Source organism: Burkholderia sp. BCC0405 (genome assembly GCF_902833075.1).
Lineage (GTDB): Bacteria > Pseudomonadota > Gammaproteobacteria > Burkholderiales > Burkholderiaceae > Burkholderia.
The window spans coordinates 324,162-342,931 of the sequence record NZ_CADFEO010000006.1; the positions used below are offsets into that span (position 1 = coordinate 324,162).

The 18,770-nt window shown below is 67.0% G+C and carries 17 protein-coding genes; 7 read left to right on the plus strand and 10 right to left on the minus strand.

Features of this window, described 5'->3' with window-relative positions:
- The first annotated feature begins 307 nt into the window (after positions 1-307).
- Both HWX36_RS12610 and pntB read left to right on the plus strand, forming a co-directional pair.
- Positions 308-1,900 (plus strand): Re/Si-specific NAD(P)(+) transhydrogenase subunit alpha, encoded by a 1,593-nt coding sequence (locus HWX36_RS12610; protein WP_175952410.1) that lies wholly within the window; start codon positions 308-310, stop codon positions 1,898-1,900.
- A 13-nt stretch (positions 1,901-1,913) separates the two neighbouring features.
- Positions 1,914-3,326 carry a Re/Si-specific NAD(P)(+) transhydrogenase subunit beta gene (gene pntB / locus HWX36_RS12615; protein ID WP_175952411.1) on the plus strand — a complete coding sequence of 471 codons (1,413 nt, stop codon included), beginning with the start codon at positions 1,914-1,916 and terminating at the stop codon, positions 3,324-3,326.
- 462 nt (positions 3,327-3,788) lie between these two features.
- Here the strand turns inward: pntB and HWX36_RS12620 are convergent, their stop codons facing one another.
- On the minus strand, positions 3,789-4,412 hold the full coding sequence (locus HWX36_RS12620; protein ID WP_175952496.1) for an ABC transporter ATP-binding protein: 624 nt from the start codon (positions 4,410-4,412) through the stop codon (positions 3,789-3,791).
- Positions 4,413-4,714: 302 nt separating this feature from the next.
- On the opposite strand from HWX36_RS12620, the gene HWX36_RS12625 reads away from it, so the two are divergent.
- The 4 genes from HWX36_RS12625 to HWX36_RS12640 all read left to right on the plus strand — a co-directional run bounded on the left by HWX36_RS12625 (position 4,715) and on the right by HWX36_RS12640 (position 9,140).
- A complete protein-coding gene (locus HWX36_RS12625; RefSeq protein WP_175952412.1) occupies positions 4,715-5,152 on the plus strand; it encodes a hypothetical protein in 438 nt (145 codons plus the stop codon).
- Between the two features lie 93 nt (positions 5,153-5,245).
- On the plus strand, positions 5,246-5,695 hold the full coding sequence (locus HWX36_RS12630) for a GNAT family N-acetyltransferase (RefSeq protein WP_175952413.1): 450 nt from the start codon (positions 5,246-5,248) through the stop codon (positions 5,693-5,695).
- Positions 5,696-5,832: 137 nt separating this feature from the next.
- Positions 5,833-7,245 carry an HD domain-containing phosphohydrolase gene (locus HWX36_RS12635; protein ID WP_175952414.1) on the plus strand — a complete coding sequence of 471 codons (1,413 nt, stop codon included), beginning with the start codon at positions 5,833-5,835 and terminating at the stop codon, positions 7,243-7,245.
- A gap of 80 nt (positions 7,246-7,325) precedes the next feature.
- Complete coding sequence (locus tag HWX36_RS12640) at positions 7,326-9,140, plus strand: histidine kinase (RefSeq protein WP_175952415.1); 1,815 nt, start codon at positions 7,326-7,328, stop codon at positions 9,138-9,140.
- Here HWX36_RS12640 and HWX36_RS12645 read toward each other — a convergent pair.
- The 3 genes from HWX36_RS12645 to HWX36_RS12655 are packed head-to-tail and all read right to left on the minus strand — an operon-like array spanning position 9,103 to position 12,279.
- Positions 9,103-10,806: a cobalamin biosynthesis protein CobT gene (locus tag HWX36_RS12645; RefSeq protein WP_175952416.1), complete on the minus strand. Its 1,704-nt coding sequence runs from the start codon at positions 10,804-10,806 to the stop codon at positions 9,103-9,105. The genes HWX36_RS12640 and HWX36_RS12645 overlap by 38 nt on opposite strands.
- 4 nt (positions 10,807-10,810) lie before the next feature.
- Positions 10,811-12,013, minus strand: a complete 1,203-nt coding sequence (locus HWX36_RS12650; RefSeq protein ID WP_175952417.1) for an AAA family ATPase — start codon at positions 12,011-12,013, stop codon at positions 10,811-10,813.
- A gap of 32 nt (positions 12,014-12,045) precedes the next feature.
- Positions 12,046-12,279 carry a hypothetical protein gene (locus HWX36_RS12655; protein WP_175952418.1) on the minus strand — a complete coding sequence of 78 codons (234 nt, stop codon included), beginning with the start codon at positions 12,277-12,279 and terminating at the stop codon, positions 12,046-12,048.
- 148 nt (positions 12,280-12,427) lie between these two features.
- On the opposite strand from HWX36_RS12655, the gene HWX36_RS12660 reads away from it, so the two are divergent.
- Positions 12,428-12,937 (plus strand): GNAT family N-acetyltransferase, encoded by a 510-nt coding sequence (locus tag HWX36_RS12660; RefSeq protein ID WP_208457801.1) that lies wholly within the window; start codon positions 12,428-12,430, stop codon positions 12,935-12,937.
- A gap of 231 nt (positions 12,938-13,168) precedes the next feature.
- Here the strand turns inward: HWX36_RS12660 and HWX36_RS12665 are convergent, their stop codons facing one another.
- The 6 genes from HWX36_RS12665 to HWX36_RS12690 all read right to left on the minus strand — a co-directional run bounded on the left by HWX36_RS12665 (position 13,169) and on the right by HWX36_RS12690 (position 18,646).
- The gene (locus HWX36_RS12665) at positions 13,169-13,690 is read right to left on the minus strand and encodes an AidA/PixA family protein (RefSeq protein WP_175952419.1); all 522 of its coding nucleotides are present in this window, start codon (positions 13,688-13,690) and stop codon (positions 13,169-13,171) included.
- Between the two features lie 65 nt (positions 13,691-13,755).
- On the minus strand, positions 13,756-14,259 hold the full coding sequence (locus tag HWX36_RS12670; RefSeq protein ID WP_175952420.1) for an inclusion body family protein: 504 nt from the start codon (positions 14,257-14,259) through the stop codon (positions 13,756-13,758).
- Between the two features lie 268 nt (positions 14,260-14,527).
- Positions 14,528-14,944 (minus strand): GtrA family protein, encoded by a 417-nt coding sequence (locus HWX36_RS12675; protein WP_175952421.1) that lies wholly within the window; start codon positions 14,942-14,944, stop codon positions 14,528-14,530.
- A gap of 15 nt (positions 14,945-14,959) precedes the next feature.
- A complete protein-coding gene (locus HWX36_RS12680) occupies positions 14,960-16,003 on the minus strand; it encodes a glycosyltransferase family 2 protein (RefSeq protein WP_175952422.1) in 1,044 nt (347 codons plus the stop codon).
- Positions 16,004-16,028: 25 nt separating this feature from the next.
- On the minus strand, positions 16,029-17,408 hold the full coding sequence (locus HWX36_RS12685; RefSeq protein WP_175952423.1) for a glycosyltransferase family 87 protein: 1,380 nt from the start codon (positions 17,406-17,408) through the stop codon (positions 16,029-16,031).
- Positions 17,405-18,646 (minus strand): glycosyltransferase family 87 protein, encoded by a 1,242-nt coding sequence (locus tag HWX36_RS12690; protein ID WP_175952424.1) that lies wholly within the window; start codon positions 18,644-18,646, stop codon positions 17,405-17,407. Before HWX36_RS12690 ends, HWX36_RS12685 begins: the two co-directional genes overlap by 4 nt.
- Between the last annotated feature and the right edge of the window lie 124 nt (positions 18,647-18,770).

The following is an 18,770-nucleotide window of genomic DNA, read 5'->3' on the forward strand; positions in this document are numbered from 1 at the left end:
TGGATTGAATGCGCATCGATTCAAAATATAAATTTCGGAAAGACCCTGGCACGGGATATGCTCAGCGGGCCTTGTCCGCTCGGAACACATGCCGGATATTCGTCAGGGTAATCAGGCAAGCGCATGAACCGGTTTGCTCCGGCAAGACGATCGACTAGAGGGTCGATTAGAGGATCGAACGTTTGTGAAATCTGCGCGGGAGTGCCAAGCTGCGCGCGGAGCAAAGTCGTACACGGATTGATTGGGTTGGGTGACTTGAAACGCAGGCCGTAATTCCTTGCGACGGCCACTACTGACAGTTCAGGATATGACATTACTGATTGGGGTCCCTCTGGAGACGGCCCACGAGGAGCGGCGCGTAGCGACCGTTCCCGACGTGGTCGAGAAGCTGATCAAGCTCGGGTTCTCGGTGGCCGTGCAAAGCGGCGCCGGCGCCGGCGCGAACTTCAGCGATGACGACTACCGCGCGGCCGGGGCCGAAGTCGTGGCGACGGCTGCCGATCTATGGGGCCGTAGCGATATCGTCCTCAAGGTGCGCCCGCCGAGCAGCGAGGAAGTCGCGCTGATGCGCGAGGGCGGCACGCTGATCGGTTTCGTCTGGCCGGCCCAGCACCCTGAACTGATGCAGCAGCTGGCCGCGAAGCGGGCCACGGTGCTGGCGATCGATTCGCTGCCGCGCACGCTGTCGCGCGCGCAGAAGATGGACGCACTGACGTCGATGGCCGGCGTGAGCGGCTACCGCGCCGTCATCGAGGCGGCCCACGCATTCGGCCGTTACTTCAGCGGGCAGATCACGGCCGCGGGCAAGGTGCCGCCGGCCAAGGTGTTCATCGCCGGCGCGGGCGTCGCCGGCCTCGCGGCGATCGGCACGGCCGCGGGCCTCGGCGCGATCGTGCGCGCCAACGACACGCGCGCGGAAGTGGCCGATCAGGTCAAGTCGCTGGGCGGCGAATTCGTCAAGGTCGACTACGAGGAAGAGGGCTCGGGCGGCGGCGGCTATGCGAAGGTGATGAGCGAAGGCTTCCAGCAGGCGCAGCGCGCGATGTACGCGCAGCAGGCCAGGGACGCGGACATCATCATCACCACCGCGCTGATTCCCGGCAAGCCGGCGCCGAAGCTGATTACGGCCGAGATGGTGCAATCGATGAAGCCGGGCAGCGTGATCGTCGACATGGCAGGCGAGCAGGGCGGCAACTGCGAGCTGACGGTGCCGGGCGAGGCCGTGGTGCGTCATGGCGTGACCATCATCGGCTACACGGATCTCGCGTCGCGCCTGGCGCGGCAGTCGTCGACGCTCTATGCGACCAACCTGCTGCGCGTGGTCGAAGAGCTGTGCAAGGCCAAGGACGGCACGATCGACGTCAACTTCGACGACGACGCGATCCGCGGCCTCACGGTCATCAAGGAAGGCAACGTCACCTGGCCGCCGCCGCCGATCCAGCAGCCGGCCGCCGCGCCGAAACCCGCCGCGCCGCCTGTCGCGGCAAGCGCGTCCAAGGGGCACGGTCACGGCAGCGGCGCGCCGATGTCGGCGAAGTCGCTCGCCATCGTGTTCGCCGTCGGCGCACTGGCGTTCCTGCTGGTCGGCCAGTTCGCGCCGGCCACGTTCCTGTCGCACTTCACGGTCTTCGTGCTGGCCTGCTTCGTCGGCTACATGGTGATCTGGAACGTCACGCCGTCGCTGCATACGCCGCTGATGAGCGTCACCAACGCGATCTCGTCGATCATCGCGATCGGCGCGCTGGTGCAGGTCGCGCCGCCGTTGGGCGACGCGGCGGCGGAGGGCCGTCCGTCAGGACTGATCCTGGGCCTGGCGGTGGGCGCACTGACGCTCACGGCCGTCAACATGTTCGGCGGTTTCGCGGTGACGCGACGCATGCTGGCGATGTTCCGCAAGTAAGGAGACGACAACCATGACTTCCAATCTGACTACCGTCTCCTATATCGGCGCGGCCATTCTGTTCATCCTCAGCCTGGGCGGGCTGGCCAATCCCGAGACCGCACGGCGCGGCAACCTGCTCGGCATGATCGGCATGCTGATCGCCGTGATCGCCACGGTACTCGGCCCGCGCGTCTCGGCCGGGGGCATTCCGTACATCGTGGCTGCACTGGTGGTCGGCGGCGCGGTCGGCCTCTACGCCGCGAAGAAGGTGCAGATGACGCAGATGCCCGAGCTGGTTGCGCTGATGCACAGCCTGGTCGGTCTGGCGGCGTGCCTGGTGGGCTTCGCGAGCTACATCGATACGTCGGTGCAGTTCACGGGTGCCGAGCACGCGATCCACGAAGTGGAAATCTACGTCGGCATCCTGATCGGCGCGGTGACCTTCGCGGGCTCCGTTATCGCGTTCGGCAAGCTCTCCGGCAAGATCGGCGGCAAGCCGCTGCTGCTGCCGGCACGGCACTGGCTGAACCTGGCCGCGCTGGTGATCGTGATCGTGTTCGGCCGCGCCTTCCTGCATGCGGAGACGATCCAGGACGGCATGACGCCGCTCATCGTGATGACGGTGGTGTCGCTGCTGTTCGGCGTGCACATGGTGATGGCGATCGGCGGCGCGGACATGCCGGTCGTGGTGTCGATGCTCAACAGCTACTCGGGCTGGGCGGCGGCGGCCACCGGCTTCATGCTCGGCAACGACCTGCTGATCGTGATCGGCGCGCTGGTGGGCTCGTCGGGTGCGATCCTGTCGTACATCATGTGCCGCGCGATGAACCGCAACTTCATCAGCGTGATTGCCGGCGGCTTCGGCACCGGCAGCGGTGCGCCCGCGGCGGCGGGCGGCAGTGCCCAGCCGGCCGGCGAAGTGGTGGCGGTGAGCGCGCTGGAGACGGCCGAGTTGCTGCGCGACGCCAAGAGCGTGATCATCGTGCCCGGCTACGGGATGGCCGTGGCGCAAGCCCAGCACACCGTGCATGAACTCACGAAGGTGCTGCGCGAGAAGGGCGTCGACGTGCGTTTCGCGATCCATCCGGTGGCCGGGCGCATGCCGGGACACATGAACGTGCTGCTCGCCGAGGCGAAGGTGCCTTACGACATCGTGATGGAGATGGACGAGATCAACGGCGATTTCCCCGAAGCCGACGTGTCGATGGTGATCGGCGCGAACGATATCGTGAACCCGGCGGCGCAGGAAGATCCGGCGAGCCCGATCGCCGGGATGCCGGTGCTCGAGGTGTGGAAGGCCAGGACCTCGATCGTGATGAAGCGAAGCATGGCGTCCGGCTATGCGGGCGTCGACAATCCGCTGTTCTACAAGGACAACAACCGGATGCTGTTCGGCGATGCGAAGAAGATGCTGGACGAGGTGTTCGGGGCGTTGAAGGCCTGACGCGGAGCAAGGCCGGGGGCGTGCGCGGGTCGAACGATAGCCGGCCATGGTGTCGGATAGTCGGCCGATCGGGGCCCGGCACGCCGCGCATGCGCATCGGGGAAGGCATGGAAGTGCGAAGCGGGGTGGTACGTTTCGCACTGCCTGCCGGCAAAAGACAGCGATCGATTGCCGGCGCGTAGATCGACGATCAATGAGCATGATGCCGTTGGAACGGGAGGCCGCCGCATCGTTGGCGTGACGATCGCAGCGGCTTCTCCGGTTGCCGGAATGGTTCCGGTCGGCCGCGGTCCTTCCTGCCGCAAAGCGCGGTCGCGCCTGATCGCACGAACACTTGACGAACACCGAGGTCTCGCCTGCCGGCGATACCGTACTTGCCGCGAACGATACCGGCGCCTTTCCTCCCCGTGTCATGCCGCCGCGCCTTGTCCATCCCCGTGACCGCGCCGGCGACGAACCCGTCTACCCCGCGAATCCAAGCGCCGCAAAACAGGTGATCCTTGCGTCGCAGGCGCGCGCCAATGCCGGATCGTGACTCGAAAAGAAGACGGTACGGTCTGCAGCCAGGGTCCTGAACAGATCGATCAGAACCGCACGCGACGCGGCGTCGAGCCCGCTGTCCGGGTCGTCGGCGATCACGACGGCGGGCGCGCCGAGCGTCGTCGCCGTCAGGAACAGTTTCTTGCGCGTGCCGAACGACATCTGCTCGAAGCGCTTCTCCAGATGCGGTGCAAGCCCGAATCGATCCGCCAGCTCGAGCGTGCGGGTATCGACGACGGCATTCCTGGCGGCCGCCACGAGACCGAGAAACTCGCGGCCGGTCTGGGACGGATACGCCAGGCAATCGTCGGGCACATACGCCAGCGCGGATTTCGCATCGTGCAGCGCGGTGCGCAGCGAATGGCCGCCGATCCACACCTCGCCTTCGTCCGCGTCGATCGCGCCAGCGAGAATGGCGAGCAACGTCGATTTGCCACTGCCGGTTTCGTCGTACAGCCCCACGCATCCGGCGCCGGATGCGTGGCTGAGTCCTTTGAAGATGACGCGCTTGTCGTAGCGCTTGCCGAGATTGTCGAAGCGGAGCATGGATCGGTAGTCAAACGAAAATTTGCCGGGCGAGCGTGACCGGACCACGGTCAGCAGGCTGCGCGGCAGCACGGATTGTCGGGACGCGTAGCGTTGCGGCAGATAGTGTAATGCGAGGCGCGGTGCGCCCGGGCACACGAAGGTGAACCCAAAGTCGCGGCGCGCGTCATACGGCTCGAGTATGCTGGACGAATGCCGTCCGGATGACCGACCCGGACGGCAAAACTGCACACAATCACCGCGATTGCATCGCAATCACCGGCCACACCGGGCCGATTTCAACTCCGGAACAGGGACTCGACATGGCAGAACTGGACAACGCGCTGTACGAACGGATCGGCGCGCTGAGCGACGCGGGCGATGCATTGATGGAAGACGGCGACTACGCAAGCGCGCTGGCGAAATTCCGGGCGGGATTCGACCTGCTGCCCGAACCCAAGACCCAATGGGAAGCCGGAACCTGGTTGATGGCCGCGATCGGCGACGCGAATTTTCTTCAAGGGGACTACGCGGCCGGACGCGACACGCTCGCCCAGTCGATGCATTTTCCGAACGCGACCGGCAACCCGTTCCTGCACCTGAGGCTCGGCCAATGCCAGTTCGAACTGGGCAATCTCGACCGCGCGGCCGACGAGCTGATGCGCGCGTACATGGGTGGCGGGCCGGAACTGTTCGAGGACGAGGACGGCAAGTACCTGCGATTCCTGGCGACGCAGGCAGAAGGCATCGAGACGCCCTGACGTGCCGTTCGTGCCGGCGGCCGGCGTCGCGAGAACGCTTCGACGCTTGCGCTGCGACGCCGGGCCTTTTCTCCGCGTGAGCGCGACTTGCCCATGAACCTGACCTTTCCCGTCGCCACCCGATCCGACGCCGAAACGCTGGTTGCGATCCGCATCGCCGCGATGCGCGACAGCCTCGAACGCATCGGCCGCTTCGATCCCCGGCGTGCGCGCGAACGCTTTCTCGCGTCGTTCGACCCGGCGCTGTGCCGCTTCATCGAAGCCGATGGAGTGAACGCGGGCTTTTTCGTGGTTCGGCGGCAGGCAGACCACTGGCTGCTCGATCATCTGTACATCGTGCCCGAGCATCAGGGAAAGGGCATCGGCGCGGCCGTGCTGCGCAGGATCTTTGCCGAGGCGGACGAGATGCGCGTGCCCGTACGCGTCGGAGCGCTGCGCGGCAGCGATTCGAACCGCTTCTATGCGCGGCACGGCTTCGTGCAGGCGGACGAAGCGGAGTGGGACATCTTCTACGTGCGCGAACCGGGTTCGGCGGCGGGGTAGATCGCATGCGGCCGCGCGCCGCGGTGACGCATCCGCGGCGTGTTCCGGACGAGCGCATCGGCGTTTTCCCGGATATCGAATCCGCAGTGTCTGCCGATGATACAGAGAGAATATAAATAAGCGATCCGAGGCCTATCATGACGACATCTGCAACAAACGGACCGAATGCGGTATCGCCTGAAACGAGCGGGGCGCCGGCGACATCCGACGACGCGGGTGGCGTACCGTCGATCCTGCTGGTCGACGACGAGCCAAGCATGCTGTCGGCGCTCAAGCGCGTGTTCCGGCCTGCCGGCTACGAGATCCTGACCGCGCAAAGCGGCGAGGCGGCCCTCGAGATACTGGCATCGACCGAAGTCGACCTGATCGTGTCCGACATGCGGATGCCGGGCATGAGCGGCGCGGAGTTCCTCGCGCGGGCCCGGGCGCTCTACCCGGACACGATGCGCATCCTGCTGACCGGCTATGCGGAGATCGCGTCGGTCGTGCAGGCCGTCAACGACGGCGGCGTCTATCGCTACCTGAACAAGCCGTGGGACGATCACGACCTGCTGCTGACTCTCGAACAGGCGCTGGAGCAGCGGCGCTTGCGGCGTGAAGCGGCCCGGCTCGCCGCGCTGACGGAAGCGCAGAACGAAGCGCTGCGCCGCTTCAATACGGAACTCGAAACGCAGGTTCGGGCGCGCACCGAAGAGCTCGGCCAGACCGTGATGTTCCTCGAAGCCGCGCAACGTGACCTGAAAAGCAGTTTCACCGCGATGGTTCAGGTCTGCGCGAGCATGATCGAGATGCGCTGCGGGTCCGCCAGCGGTCACGCGATGCGGGTCGGCGAGATTGCGCGGCGGCTCGCGCTGGCCGCCGGGATGAGCGAGCTGCATGCACAGGATGTCTATTTCGCGGGGCTGCTGCACGGCATCGGCAAGTTGTCGCTGCCGGACGAATTGCTGCACAAGCCGCTCGCGAAAATGACGGCGGAAGAACACGGCCTGTTCCTGCAGCATCCGCTGCGCGCGCAGATGGTGCTGACGCCGGTCGCGCAACTGCACAAGGTCGCGTCGATCGTGCTGCACCAGTACGAACGCTTCAACGGACGCGGCACGCCGGACGGGCTGGCGGGCGACGCGATCCCGCTCGGCTCGCGGATCGTGGCGATCGCGCGCGATTTCGAAGGGCTGCGGAATGGCGACATCGGCGTGCCGCATTCGGTCGAACAGGCGATCGACGCGCTGCGCTCGCAGGCCGGCGTGCGTTACGACGCGCTGGTCGTCGATAGCCTGGTCGAACTGATGCGGGACCCGGCAGGCCTCGGCATCGCGGCGTCCGTCGCGGAGATCAAGTCCGCGCAGCTGCGCGAAGGGATGCAGCTCGCCGACGATCTGCGCACGCATCGCGGCGTGCTGCTGATGACCAAGGGCAGCGTGATGTCGGCGCACCAGATCGAACTCGTGCGCCGCTTCGAGACGCGCGAGGGGACGTCGTTCGACATCCTCGTGCTGGCCGGCCAGGCGGCCTCGAAGCCGGCGTCGAACGCGGGGGCGGCGCCGGCCTGAGTCCGCAGGCGCGGCCTGATGGGCGCGGTGCGCGACTGGGCGCCGCGGCAACGCACTCACCTCGATCCGGGCGCTCGATCATGTACGGCACCTACAATCTCCCGCTCGTCCTGCTGTCGCTCGCGATCGCGACGCTGGCCTCCTATACGACACTCGACCTGGCCGCCTTCATCTCGCTGCTCGACAACCCGAAGCTCAAGCGGGCGTGGCTGGGCGGCGGCGCGGTGGCAATGGGCGCCGGCATCTGGTCGATGCACTTCGTCGGCATGCTCGCGTTCTCGCTGCCGATTCCGCTCGGCTACGCGTTGCCGGATACGGGGGCGTCGCTGGCGATTGCCGTGCTCGTGTCGTACTTCGCGCTGACTGTCGTCACGCGCGCGCGGCTGGGCTGGCGGCGGTTGCTCGCGGGCGGCGCGCTGATGGGCGGCGGGATCGCCGGCATGCATTACGCGGGGATGGCCGCGATGCGCATGGAGCCCGGCATTCGCTACGATGCCGGGCTGTTCGCGGCCTCGATCGGCATTGCGGTGATCGCGTCGACCGCCGCATTGTGGATCGCGCAGGCGCTGCGCGTGCAGCACGCGCGCCATGCGACCGCCCAGCGGGTCGGCGCGGCCCTCGTGATGGGGATCGCCATCACCGGCATGCACTACACGGCGATGGCGGCCGCCCATTTCGCGCCGGACGCACGGTGCGGGGCCGCGAACGGGGTCGACGCGCCGTGGCTCGCGACGACCGTCGCGCTGTTTACGATGGGGACGCTGGTCGTCACGCTGTTGCTGAGCCGATTCGATGCGCGCACAACCTTCCTGCGCGGCATGACCGATACGCTCGAACGGCTCGTGCGGGTGCGGACCGCGGAACTCGAACGCGCGTTGCATCGCTACGAACAGACGACGACGGTACTGCAGCACACGCGCGAGATCATGGCGACCGAGATCGACGAGCGCAAGGTCGCGCAGGCACGGCTCGAACAGGAGAAGGACGAGCAGCGGCGCTTGTTGCATGAACTCGAAGACACCCACGAGCAACTGCTGCAGTCGGAAAAGCTCGCGTCGATCGGTCAGCTCGCGGCCGGTGTCGCGCACGAGATCAACAATCCGATCGGCTTCGTCAGTGCGAACCTCAATACGTTGAAGACGTGGGTGCACGGTCTGCTCGACGTGATCGCCGCGCATGAAGCCGCGCTGCCGCAGCTCGACCCGGCCGCGCGCGACGCGCTGGCGGCGATGGGCCGCGCGGCGGACCTGGACTACGTGCGCGGCGAGATCGAGACCCTGATCGACGAATCGATCGACGGCGCGCTGCGCGTGCGGCGCATCGTGCAGGACCTGCGCGATTTCTCGCGTCCGGCCAGCGACGAGTGGAGCGTGGTCGATCTCCGCGCGGGCCTGGAAAGCACGCTCAACGTCGTCCACAACGAACTCAAGTACAAGGCCGACATCGTGCGCGATTACGGCGACGTGCCGCAGGTCGAATGCCTGCCGTCGCAGTTGAACCAGGTTTTCATGAACCTGCTGGTGAACGCGGCGCACGCGATTCCCGAGCGCGGCGTGATCACGATCCGCACGTCGAGCGATGGCGAGCAGGTGTCGATCGCGATCAGCGACACCGGAACGGGCATGACGCCGGACGTCGTCCGGCGGATCTTCGATCCGTTCTTCACGACGAAGCCGGTCGGGCAGGGCACGGGGCTCGGATTGTCGGTATCGCACGGCATCGTCGAGCGCCATCGCGGCACCATCGACGTGACGAGCGAGCCCGGCCGCGGCTCGACGTTCTGCGTGCGAATACCGATCCGGCGGGCCGGCGGCAATGCGAGTGCGGGTTCGATTGCAACCGCGGCCGTGGCGGAGGCTAGCGCCGGTCCAGCAGCGTATCGCCAAGCACACTGAACGCCGCGCCCGGCAACGCGTGCAGATGCTCGACCACGCTGCTGACCGGATAGAACGCTTCGACCGAATCGTCGAGTATCCCCACGCCGATCAGTTCGACGCGCCGCTCGCGCAGCGCATCGATGCGTGCGCGCAGGTCGGAGCGCAGGATCGCCGGGTTGCCGTCGCCGGTTGCCGGATAGCCGTCCGACAGCACCATCAGGATCCGCCGCCGCGCGCGCTTCGCCAGCAACCGCTCGGCGGCCCAGCTCAACGCCTCGCCGTCGGGATTCTCGTGACCGCATTCGATGCAGGCGAGGCCGCTCGGGTTGTCGGAATCGAACCGCTTGTAGACGCGCAGGTCGAGCCGTTCGACGAACCGGTTGTAGCCGAACGTGTCGCGGCCGGCGTCGATCCAGCGCTGGTAGTGCGCGCGCATCGCGGCATCCTCGACGGAGCTGTAGCCGAGCACTTCGCACGCGAAGCCGAGCTGCGTCAGCGCATCGCACAGCGCCGCCGCGCACAGCGTGGCGAGCTCGATCTTTCTGCCGGTCATCGACCCGCTGCAATCGATCAGCAGGCTGACGGCCGCGTCGCGTCCGGGCGCCGCACGCCGGACGCGGAACGGCGTGCGATAGCCGGGCGCGGTGACGAGGTGGGCGAGCGACATCCGGTCGAGCTCGCCGCGCTCCTGTTCGCGCTTCCAGCGCGTCTGCTCGTCCACTTTCAACGCGCGTTCGAGTCGCAGCTTGAGCGGCTCGGTCTGCGCGCGGGCCGCACTTCGCAGGCGGTGCCAGCGCGCCGGCTCGCCCTTGCCGGTGAAGTCCGTCACCGTGTCGAACGCGGTGGTCAGCGGGACCGACAGCAGCGGCCGGCGGTCGGCCGACAGGGGAATCGTGCGGGGCGTTGCATCGCCCGGTGGCGGCGCCTCGGCCGACGATTCGGTATCGGCGATCGCACCGGCGCTCGATTCGGCCGAAACCGGCGCACGTGAGTCGTCCGGCGCGCCCTGTCCGTCCGATTCGAATTCCGCAGCGATGCTGTCGCTGTCGATCGTGCCGACCGGATCGGCCGTGAACATCATGTTGTTCGCGCCGGCCGACGCCAGCGCGCGCACGCGCTCGACGATCCGGTGCGCGGCGCGGATGCTGTCGGCGGTCGATGTGGCCGCACGGGCTTCGTCGACGAGATCGTCCGAAGCCGCCATCGTCGCGTCGAGCGACGGCACGCGCTCGATGGGGGACGGCGGTTCGTCCCACAGCGCGCGCTCGATGCGCCACATCAGCCGGTCGCGCCACGCCATGCGCGGCCACCGATGGAGCGTGTCGGCGGACGCCGCTGCCCGCATCCGCCGCAGGAATGTCATCGCGCCGGGATAGATCGAGGCGAGGCGACCGGCCGCGCGCCGATCGTCGATCGCCTGCGCAATGGCCCGCACCGCGGGCGACGCCAGCGCGGCAACCTCGTCGATCGCGCCGAAGCGGGCGCGCGCCGCGTGGAGGTCGACGAGACCGGTGATCGCGTCGTCGTCCACGTCGCCGGCGAGCAGCGTGTCGGGCAGCACCAGCAGGTCTGGCCGCGCAACGTGCCCGTGGCGCGCGAACCGGACCTCGATGCCGTGCCGTTGCGCGAGCGTGCGGGCCAGCCGGGTCAGGTGAAGCGAGCGCGCGTCGTCGTCCCGGTCCATCGCGTCAGGCCTCGACGTCGATGTAGTGGCGAATGATGCTGCGGATCAGGTCGGCGTCTTCCGCGCCGACCTTCGCATAGATCGTCGGGCCGGCGGCCGATTCGGGGTCGCCGGTGCGCAGCATCAGCTCGGCCCAGTCGATCAGGCGCCGCGTCGAGAACGCGCTGGCCAGATCCTCGCGGACGAACGCGGCGCGGCAGTCGGCCGCGATGGCCGCGAGCGTGTCGGCCATCGCCGCGGTCATGGCCGCGCCGAACGTGCGCTGCAGCACGCGCGCCTCGTCGGGGGCTGGCAGGTAGTCGAGGCGGTAGACGCGCCAGCGGTCGAGAAACGCCTCGTTCATCACGTTGGCGCCCTGGTACAGATGACGGAACTGCCCCATCGCGCCCACCGCATTGGCCGTCGCGAACAGGCGGAACGACGGATGCGGGACGACGATCTCGTTGCCTTTTTCCTTCAGCAACAAGCGGCCGGCCGGTTCGAGCACGGCCGTCAGCACCGCGAGGATCGCCGGTTCCGCGAAGTCGATTTCGTCGACGATGAGCCACAGCCCTTCACGCATCGCGGTCGGCAGCACGCCGTCGACCCAGATCGTCTCGCCGCCCTTGACGGTCCAGAACCCGACGAAGTCGCCGACCGTCGTCTGCCCGTTCATGTTCGAGCGCAGCACGCCATGGCCGGCCAGCGCGGCGGCCTGCTCGATGAGGCTCGTCTTGCCCGTGCCGGTGTGGCCGATCAGCAGGATGCGCCGGTTCTCGACGATGTCTTCCAGCACGTTCGTCACGCGCGCGGTGAACAGGTAGGCCGGGTTCAGCGGCGGCACGAGCGGGCCGCCCGGGCCGCGCGGCATCGGCACGCCGCCCACCTGCACGACGTGCGCCGCAGCGCCGGCTGCGGCCGGGCGCGCGGCGTGCGCGCGGCGCAGGTCCAGCATGAACGCGCCGCGATGGGCGGGCGCCGCACGGTCGCCGGCTTCGCGCCGGACGAAGCCTTCCTGAATCCACTTGTGCAGCTTCGCGTCGAGGTTGTCCGCATCGACGACCGTATCGACCGATGTGCTGCCGTCGGGCCGGTGATGCTGGATGCGGTACAGGTGCGCACGCTCGGAGCGGCTGACGATCCATTGCCCGGCGGACGGATCCGCCAGTTGACGATAGACGCCGAGTACCGACGGGGCGGACGGGGGGGAATCAGCGGGTGCGTTCATGGTGGCGAGCGAGAGTGGGGGCGGCTGGCGCGTCATGCCTGCGATGCATCGCGTCGATTGTAGATATTTTTGTCGTCAAGGAGGGCATTCGCGCGGGAATCGATCCGCTGCGATCCGGTGCGGCGCAGGCGGCGCGTCGGCCAGCCGGATCGGGCGAGCGCGATGGAGTGTGCGTTGCGGCAGGGTTTTTCGGCCCCCTCGGCATGGCGCCGAACCGCTTTTATCGTGCCGCTCCGCCGGCAAGGTTGCGGCTCGCGGGCCGTCACGTCTTGCTCGACCGGGGGGAATGTCGGTACCGTAGCGGGCTTGATCGCCGGGTTTCGATCGCGCGTCCTCGGGCGGCTCGGCACGACATCCAGTTGCGCGCCGGTCGTCGAATCCGGCGAAGGAGGGTTGAGCGTGAAGGAGTCAGGAATGGACGAACAGGTGATTCGTCGCGCCAGTGCGCTCGATGCGCCGGCCGTGCTGGGGATCTTCGATGACGTGATAGCGTGGTTCGTTTCCATCGGCAACGACGGGCAATGGGGCCGCGAGCCATGGTCGACGCAACCCGGGCGGATTGCGTTCGTGACCGAAGCGTGTGCGCTGCCCGACGCGTGGGTCGCGGAGGATCGGGAGGGTCGCGTCCTGGGCGCATTGATCCTCGGCGAGTCCATGCCCTACGTGCCGCCGGCGACCGAGCCGGAGATCTATGTGCGCGTGCTGGTGGCGTCGCGCGATGCACGGGCGCGGGGTGTCGGCCGGCGCCTGATGGCCTTCGCGGATGAGCGCGCCCGGGCGGCCGGGGTGGGGCGCTTGCGGGTGGACTGCTATGGCGGCGGGACGGGCGCCTTGGTGCGCTTCTACGAGTCCTGCGGGTATGAGCGAATTTCAACCTTCGACGTGGACGGCTGGCCGGGGCAGTTGTTGGGACGTAGCGTGTGACGGTGCGTGGCCGCGACTTTGCGTGCGGCCCATCAGCCGACGGGCAACGCGCAGCCCATGAAACGGCCGCCGTACCGGGCGGCAATGGGGCGCGGCCGGTTCCGGCGCATTGTCGATGAAGCGTTTCAGGCCCTGCCGGTCGGCGGCATTCGCATGAAAGATCGCCTGGAACGCGGGTTTCGGTGGCCGCGAGAAGTTGCCGTGACGATCCGGCGACGGTTTGAAACCGGGCTATTTCGCGTCCGTCCGGCCCTCGGCGATTTCGATCGACGTTTCCCAGCGGAAATAACCGGATACGGCGCCGTCGCGGTCGAACACGGCGAAATCGGCCGTACACGTGGTGGCGCCCGCGGCCAGCACGTCGCTGCGCCAGTAGTGGTCCTTCATCGGCTGGCACGACGGATGCAGCAGGTCGTCGGCGACCGGCACCGGGGTGGCCGCATCGCGCACTTCGGGTTCGATCGGCGTGACGATGCCCGCATCCTTCAGCGCGAACCGGACGAACAGCACGCTTGCTTCGGCGCGCAATGCCAGGGCGGTTTCGCGCAGGTGCAACTGGTCGCCGGGCGACAGGCCCGTAAAGAGCCGGCTGTCGTTGTGGCCGAGCTGCGCGGTGTCGCCCGGGCTCACCACGTAGAGGTGCCGGCCGTCGATCGCGGTCGGCGCGTCGGGGTTCCGGCTCGCCTCGGGGTAGGCCGACAGCAGCGTGACGGCGTCGACGATCACGAGCACATCGCAACGAAGACCAGGCATGAGCGCTTCCTCCGCAACAAGTGGGTGACGCGGGCAGCCGCCGTGCGGCCGCCCGCCTGCCGCGATCAGTTATGGATCGAGATGAACGGATCCCAGGAGAAGCAGCCCTGGCTCTGGCAGTTGCGATCGATGATCTGGAACTGGAAGTGATAGGTCACGCGGCCGACCTTCAGGCATTCCGACGACCAGTAGTAGTTCGCGACCTTCTGGCAGGTCGGCACGTCCGGCTTGCTGGTGTTCGGCACCGGAATCGACGCTTCCGCGACCCGCGGCGTGGGCGTCGAGATCAGCTCGTTGCCGACGTTGCCGATGAACTTGTAGAACACCACCTGGTTCTCGAAGCCCAGCGACAGGCTCGTTTCCCGCCAGCGGATCAGGTCGCCCACTTGCGCCTTCAGGTCGAGTTCGCCGCCCGCCTGACCCGAAACCACGTTGTCCTGGTTGGTGACCATGTACACGTGCTTCCAGTCGATCAGCGTCGGGCTATTCGGATTCTTGCTGGGATTCGGATATTTTTTGAGAATGGTTTCGGTATCGAAAGAGACGAGCACATCGGTAACGCGTGACATAGAAGCTCCCGTTTGAATGAATGGGACTTATTGTTGCGCGAATTGCTTCGTGCGGCCGCCATCGCGTTGTCCTGCAAGGCTTTGTTCCGATCAAGCCATGTGCAGTCGAGATGGCGAATGCAGGTTATCCCGTTCGGTTAATTCTGGGAGCTGTAAAAGTAAACAGGGTATTTAATATTGTTTCATACGGTAATTTTGAAATCTAATTCAATCGATTCGATGTGTTACTTAAATGTGGCGACATTGAACCTGTTAATTGAGTGGCCGATTAATTTCGGGAGCGGCTGGGGAGGGGAGCGACTTGCCGGTAGGTCCAGCACCGGTGCAGCACGAACGTGGTCGGCGGAACCAGCAGCGCGATCGCGACGATGCTCATCCCGCGGGATACGTCGAGCGCTTCGGCAGCCCGCGCGAGCAGCATCGTTTCGACGAAGCCGGCCAGCGTGACCGCGAGAAAGCGCACCGCGTTGCGCGTGCACATCGTCGACGAGAAGCTCCACAGCGTATTCGCGAGATACGAGAACGCCGTCGCGCAGAGGAAGGCGATCGCGTTCGCCGTCACCAGCGTCGCATCGAGCCGCGCGAACAGCGCCGCCGCGACCAGCGTGTGGATCGCGGTCGAGCCGAGCCCGGACACGCCGAAGCGCACGAGCCGCGTGCGCTCGCCATGGAGCAGGCCGATCATGGCCGCCGGCGCCCGTCAGCGTGCGCCGATCCGCGCACGGGCCGGCTGCACGCGCCGGCGTGCGGTCTGGCGGCGCGCATCGCGCGCGACCCGGAGGTCGATCACCTTGCTGTGCGCCTGGTAGCGGCGGCGGATCAGGTAGACGGGCCGTTGCTTCGACTCGTCGTAGATCCGCCCGATGTATTCGCCGACGACACCGATCCCGATGAGCTCGATCCCGCCGATGAACAGCGTGACCGAGATCAGCGACGCGTAGCCGAGCACCGCATTGCCGAACAGCAACGTGCGGACGATGATGAACAAGCCGTACAGGAACGAGAGCGCGGCGATGCCGACGCCGATGTAGGTCCAGCTGCGCAGCGGCACGGTACTGAAGCTGGTGATGCCTTCCAGCGCGAAATTCCACAGCTTCCAGCCGGAGAACTTCGAGTGCCCGGCGCTGCGTGCGTCGCGCTGGTATTCGACGATCACGGTCTGGTAGCCGACCCACGCGAACAGCCCCTTCATGAAGCGATGCCGCTCGGGCAGGTTCCGCAGCGCGTTCACGACCTTGCGGTCCATCAGCCGGAAATCGCCGACGTTCTCCGGCAGTTTCACGTCCGACAGCAGGTTGTGCACACGATAGTAGATCGCGGCCGCCGTGCGTTTCGCGAACGAATCGCACGCACGGCTGCTGCGCTTCGCGGCGACGACTTCCGCGCCGTCGCGCCAGTGTTCGATCATCACCGGAATCAGGCTGGGCGGATCCTGCAGGTCGGCGTCGAGCGGAATCACGGCATCGCCGAGGGCTTCGTCGAGGCCGGCCGTGAGCGCGGCTTCCTTGCCGAAGTTGCGGGTGAGATCGATCACGCGCACGCGCCGCTCGCCGGTGCTGATCCGGATCAGCCGCTCGAGCGTGTCGTCGCGGCTGCCGTCGTTCACGCAGACGATTTCGAAACGGATCGCGTCGATGGACGTCATCAGCGGAATCACGACGTCGAAGAAGCGCTCGACGGCCTCGCCTTCGTTATAGAACGGCACGACCAGCGATACGAGCGGTGTATAGAGCGATTCCCGCATGATGATTCCCCTTGTGATGTCCGTTTCACCGATGCGCGCCGATGGCGGGCCGGCCGGTGCGGCGCAATCCGTACGCCGTGCGGTGGTGCGTTCTGGCCTGATGGGTGAACGCGGTTTCGGTCGAGTGATCGTGCGCGTCCGGCATCGACGGCACGTCGCGTCGTTCCCGGGCGATCCGGCTGACGAGCAGCCCGAGCGACGCCAGCGTGACGAGCGGCATGAACTGGAACGACAGATGCGGCACGACCGCGAGGCCCGCGAGCGGCATCAGCCACAGCAGCAGCAGCCATTCGCGATCGAAGCGCCGCCAGCCGTGCGTCCACGCATAGCGTGCGTACCACGCGATCACGATGCCGTACCAGGTCAGGTCGTAGTCGTACAGATAGGGGCTGACGAGCAGGCAGGCGCACGCGAGGGTCGCGGCGCGCAGCGCGTACGAGCATGCGCCGCGCCATGCATGGACGACGGCGATCGCCGCGATCGCGGCGGACAGCAGCTGCAGGCCGCCGGCGACGTAGGCGGGCCAGCCCGCCATCGCGGCCAGCGCGAACACGGTAGGCATCCGCGCGAGCTTCGCATGGCCGGCCCCGACGACCTGGTAGACATCGTGCATCCCGTGGGCGAAGGCGATCCACGAGCCGGTGCCGAACGCGAGCGCGGCGAGCGCGACACATGCGGCGATCGTCGCGGCCCACGCGGCCAGCGCACGCCACTGGCCGGCACACAGCAGCGCGAGCGGGAACAGGATGGCCATCTGCGGCTTCATCGTCAGCATGCCGAAGCAGATCCCGGCCCACACGGGGCGACGATTCAGGAGCAGCAGGCCGAGGCCGCCGAGCGCGGCGGTAAACAGGCTGGTTTGCCCGACGACGATGGTCACGAATGCGGCGGGGAAGGCCAGCGCGCACAGCCACGCGGCGCCGCGCTGCACGGTCGAATGAACGACGACGGCGAACAGCGCGTACGTGACGCCGAGCCAGAGCGTGACCGCCAGCGTGTACGGAAGCCAGCCGAGCGGCATGACCAGCAACAGCATGCTGGGCGGATAGAGCCACAGGAGCATGCCGTCCTCGAGATTGATTCCCGGCACGGCGAGCTGCTGGATCGAAAACAGCGCGTTGAAATGCCAGACGTCGGCGGCACGCCCGTGCGCGGCGAGCCACGCCGCGCTCCAGATCGCGGAGAAATCCTGCGACAGCGGGACCAGCGAAGCGCCATGCTGCAAGTACAGCCGGGCAAGGTAGATGCCGAGGCACAGCAGCTCGGCCAGCAACGCCCCGCCGGCATAGACGCGCACGCGGTCGCGATTGAGCCAGTGAGGGTAACGGCGCGGGCCCGCGATCGGGAGTTCCGGATGGGCATCCATCGCAGGATGGGCGTGGCGAGCGGAAAGGGGCGTCTTCATCGCGAATTCCGGGGCGAGTGCCGCACCGTGCGGCGAACGATGACGAACAGCACGGCAAGCAGGACGACCGGACCGATCTGCGGCAGCTTCATCAACCGGTTCAGCATCTCGAAGATCGGCAGCAGCCAGGCGAGCACGATCACCGCCTGGTCGCCGGGCCGCCAGCCTTCCTCGAAGCCAAGGGCGATCAGGCAGAAGATCGCGATCCCGAGCCAGGTCAGTTCGTAGTGCCACAGATAGGGCGAGGTCAGCAAGGTAGCGACGGAGAGCGCGGCGCCGCGTAAGCGCATGTCGGGCGTGCGGCGCCACACGTCGACGGTCGCCGCGATGGCGAGCAGTGCGACCGCCGCCTGCGCGGCCAGCGCGACCGGCACCGACAAGCCTGCGAGCCGCAGCGCGGCGAACGGTGTCGGCGACGCGAGCCAGTACGACGGCAGCATGAAATGCTGGTCGCGCACCGTCGACACGGCCGCGCCGAGCCCGTGCAGCGCGCCGGCTCCGGTCAGCGCGATCCCGGCCGCCGCGAACAGCATCGCGGTGATTGCCGCGGCGCCGAACGCGCGCCACGCACGCGCCGCGATCAGCGCGAACGGGAACACGACGGCCAGTTGCGGCTTGATCGCGAGCAGCCCGATCAGCACGCCGGCCGCGACCGGGCGCTTGCCGAGCAGATGCAGCGCGAGTGCGGCGAGGCCGGCGGTCAGGATGCTGTTCTGGCCGAACAGTGCGGACAGGCACACCGCCGAATACGCGATCACGACGAGCGCCGCGGCGCGCGGCACGGGAAGATGCGCGCGCAATCCCGACAACCGCGAGATAGCGAACGCGTAGCATAAAAGACTGCCCGCCGAAAAGAGGAAGTAAGCGGGCAGGAAAGGCACAAGGGCAACCGGCGCGATGAACAGCAACATCGTCGGCGGATAGAGCCAGGGAAGCGGCCGATGCTGCAGATACGCACCGAAGTGCGCGGATTCGGCCTGCAGGAATGACGAAGCGTCGTAGGCCGATGCGGCATGGCCTTGCAACACGAGATGCGATGCGGTCCAGAACACCGAGAAGTCGATACCCGGACGGACCGTGTCGCTCGAGGTAAAGCCATCGGACACGACACCCCACACGACCGCCAACGCGACGAAGAGCATCAGCATGATGCAGCTGTACGGAATGATCCGGTCGGCTGTCAGCCATTGAGCACAGCGTATGGCGCGAACGCGCGTCCCACGATTGGCTGTGTACATGATTCCCCGTATGTGTGTAGAGGCTGCCTGGCGTGTCGCAGCCGTTTGATGTTGTCGTGCCTTCGGATCGAATCGCGCTCAAATGGCGCTGTCCGGTGAATTCATTGTTGAAGAAAAAACCGCG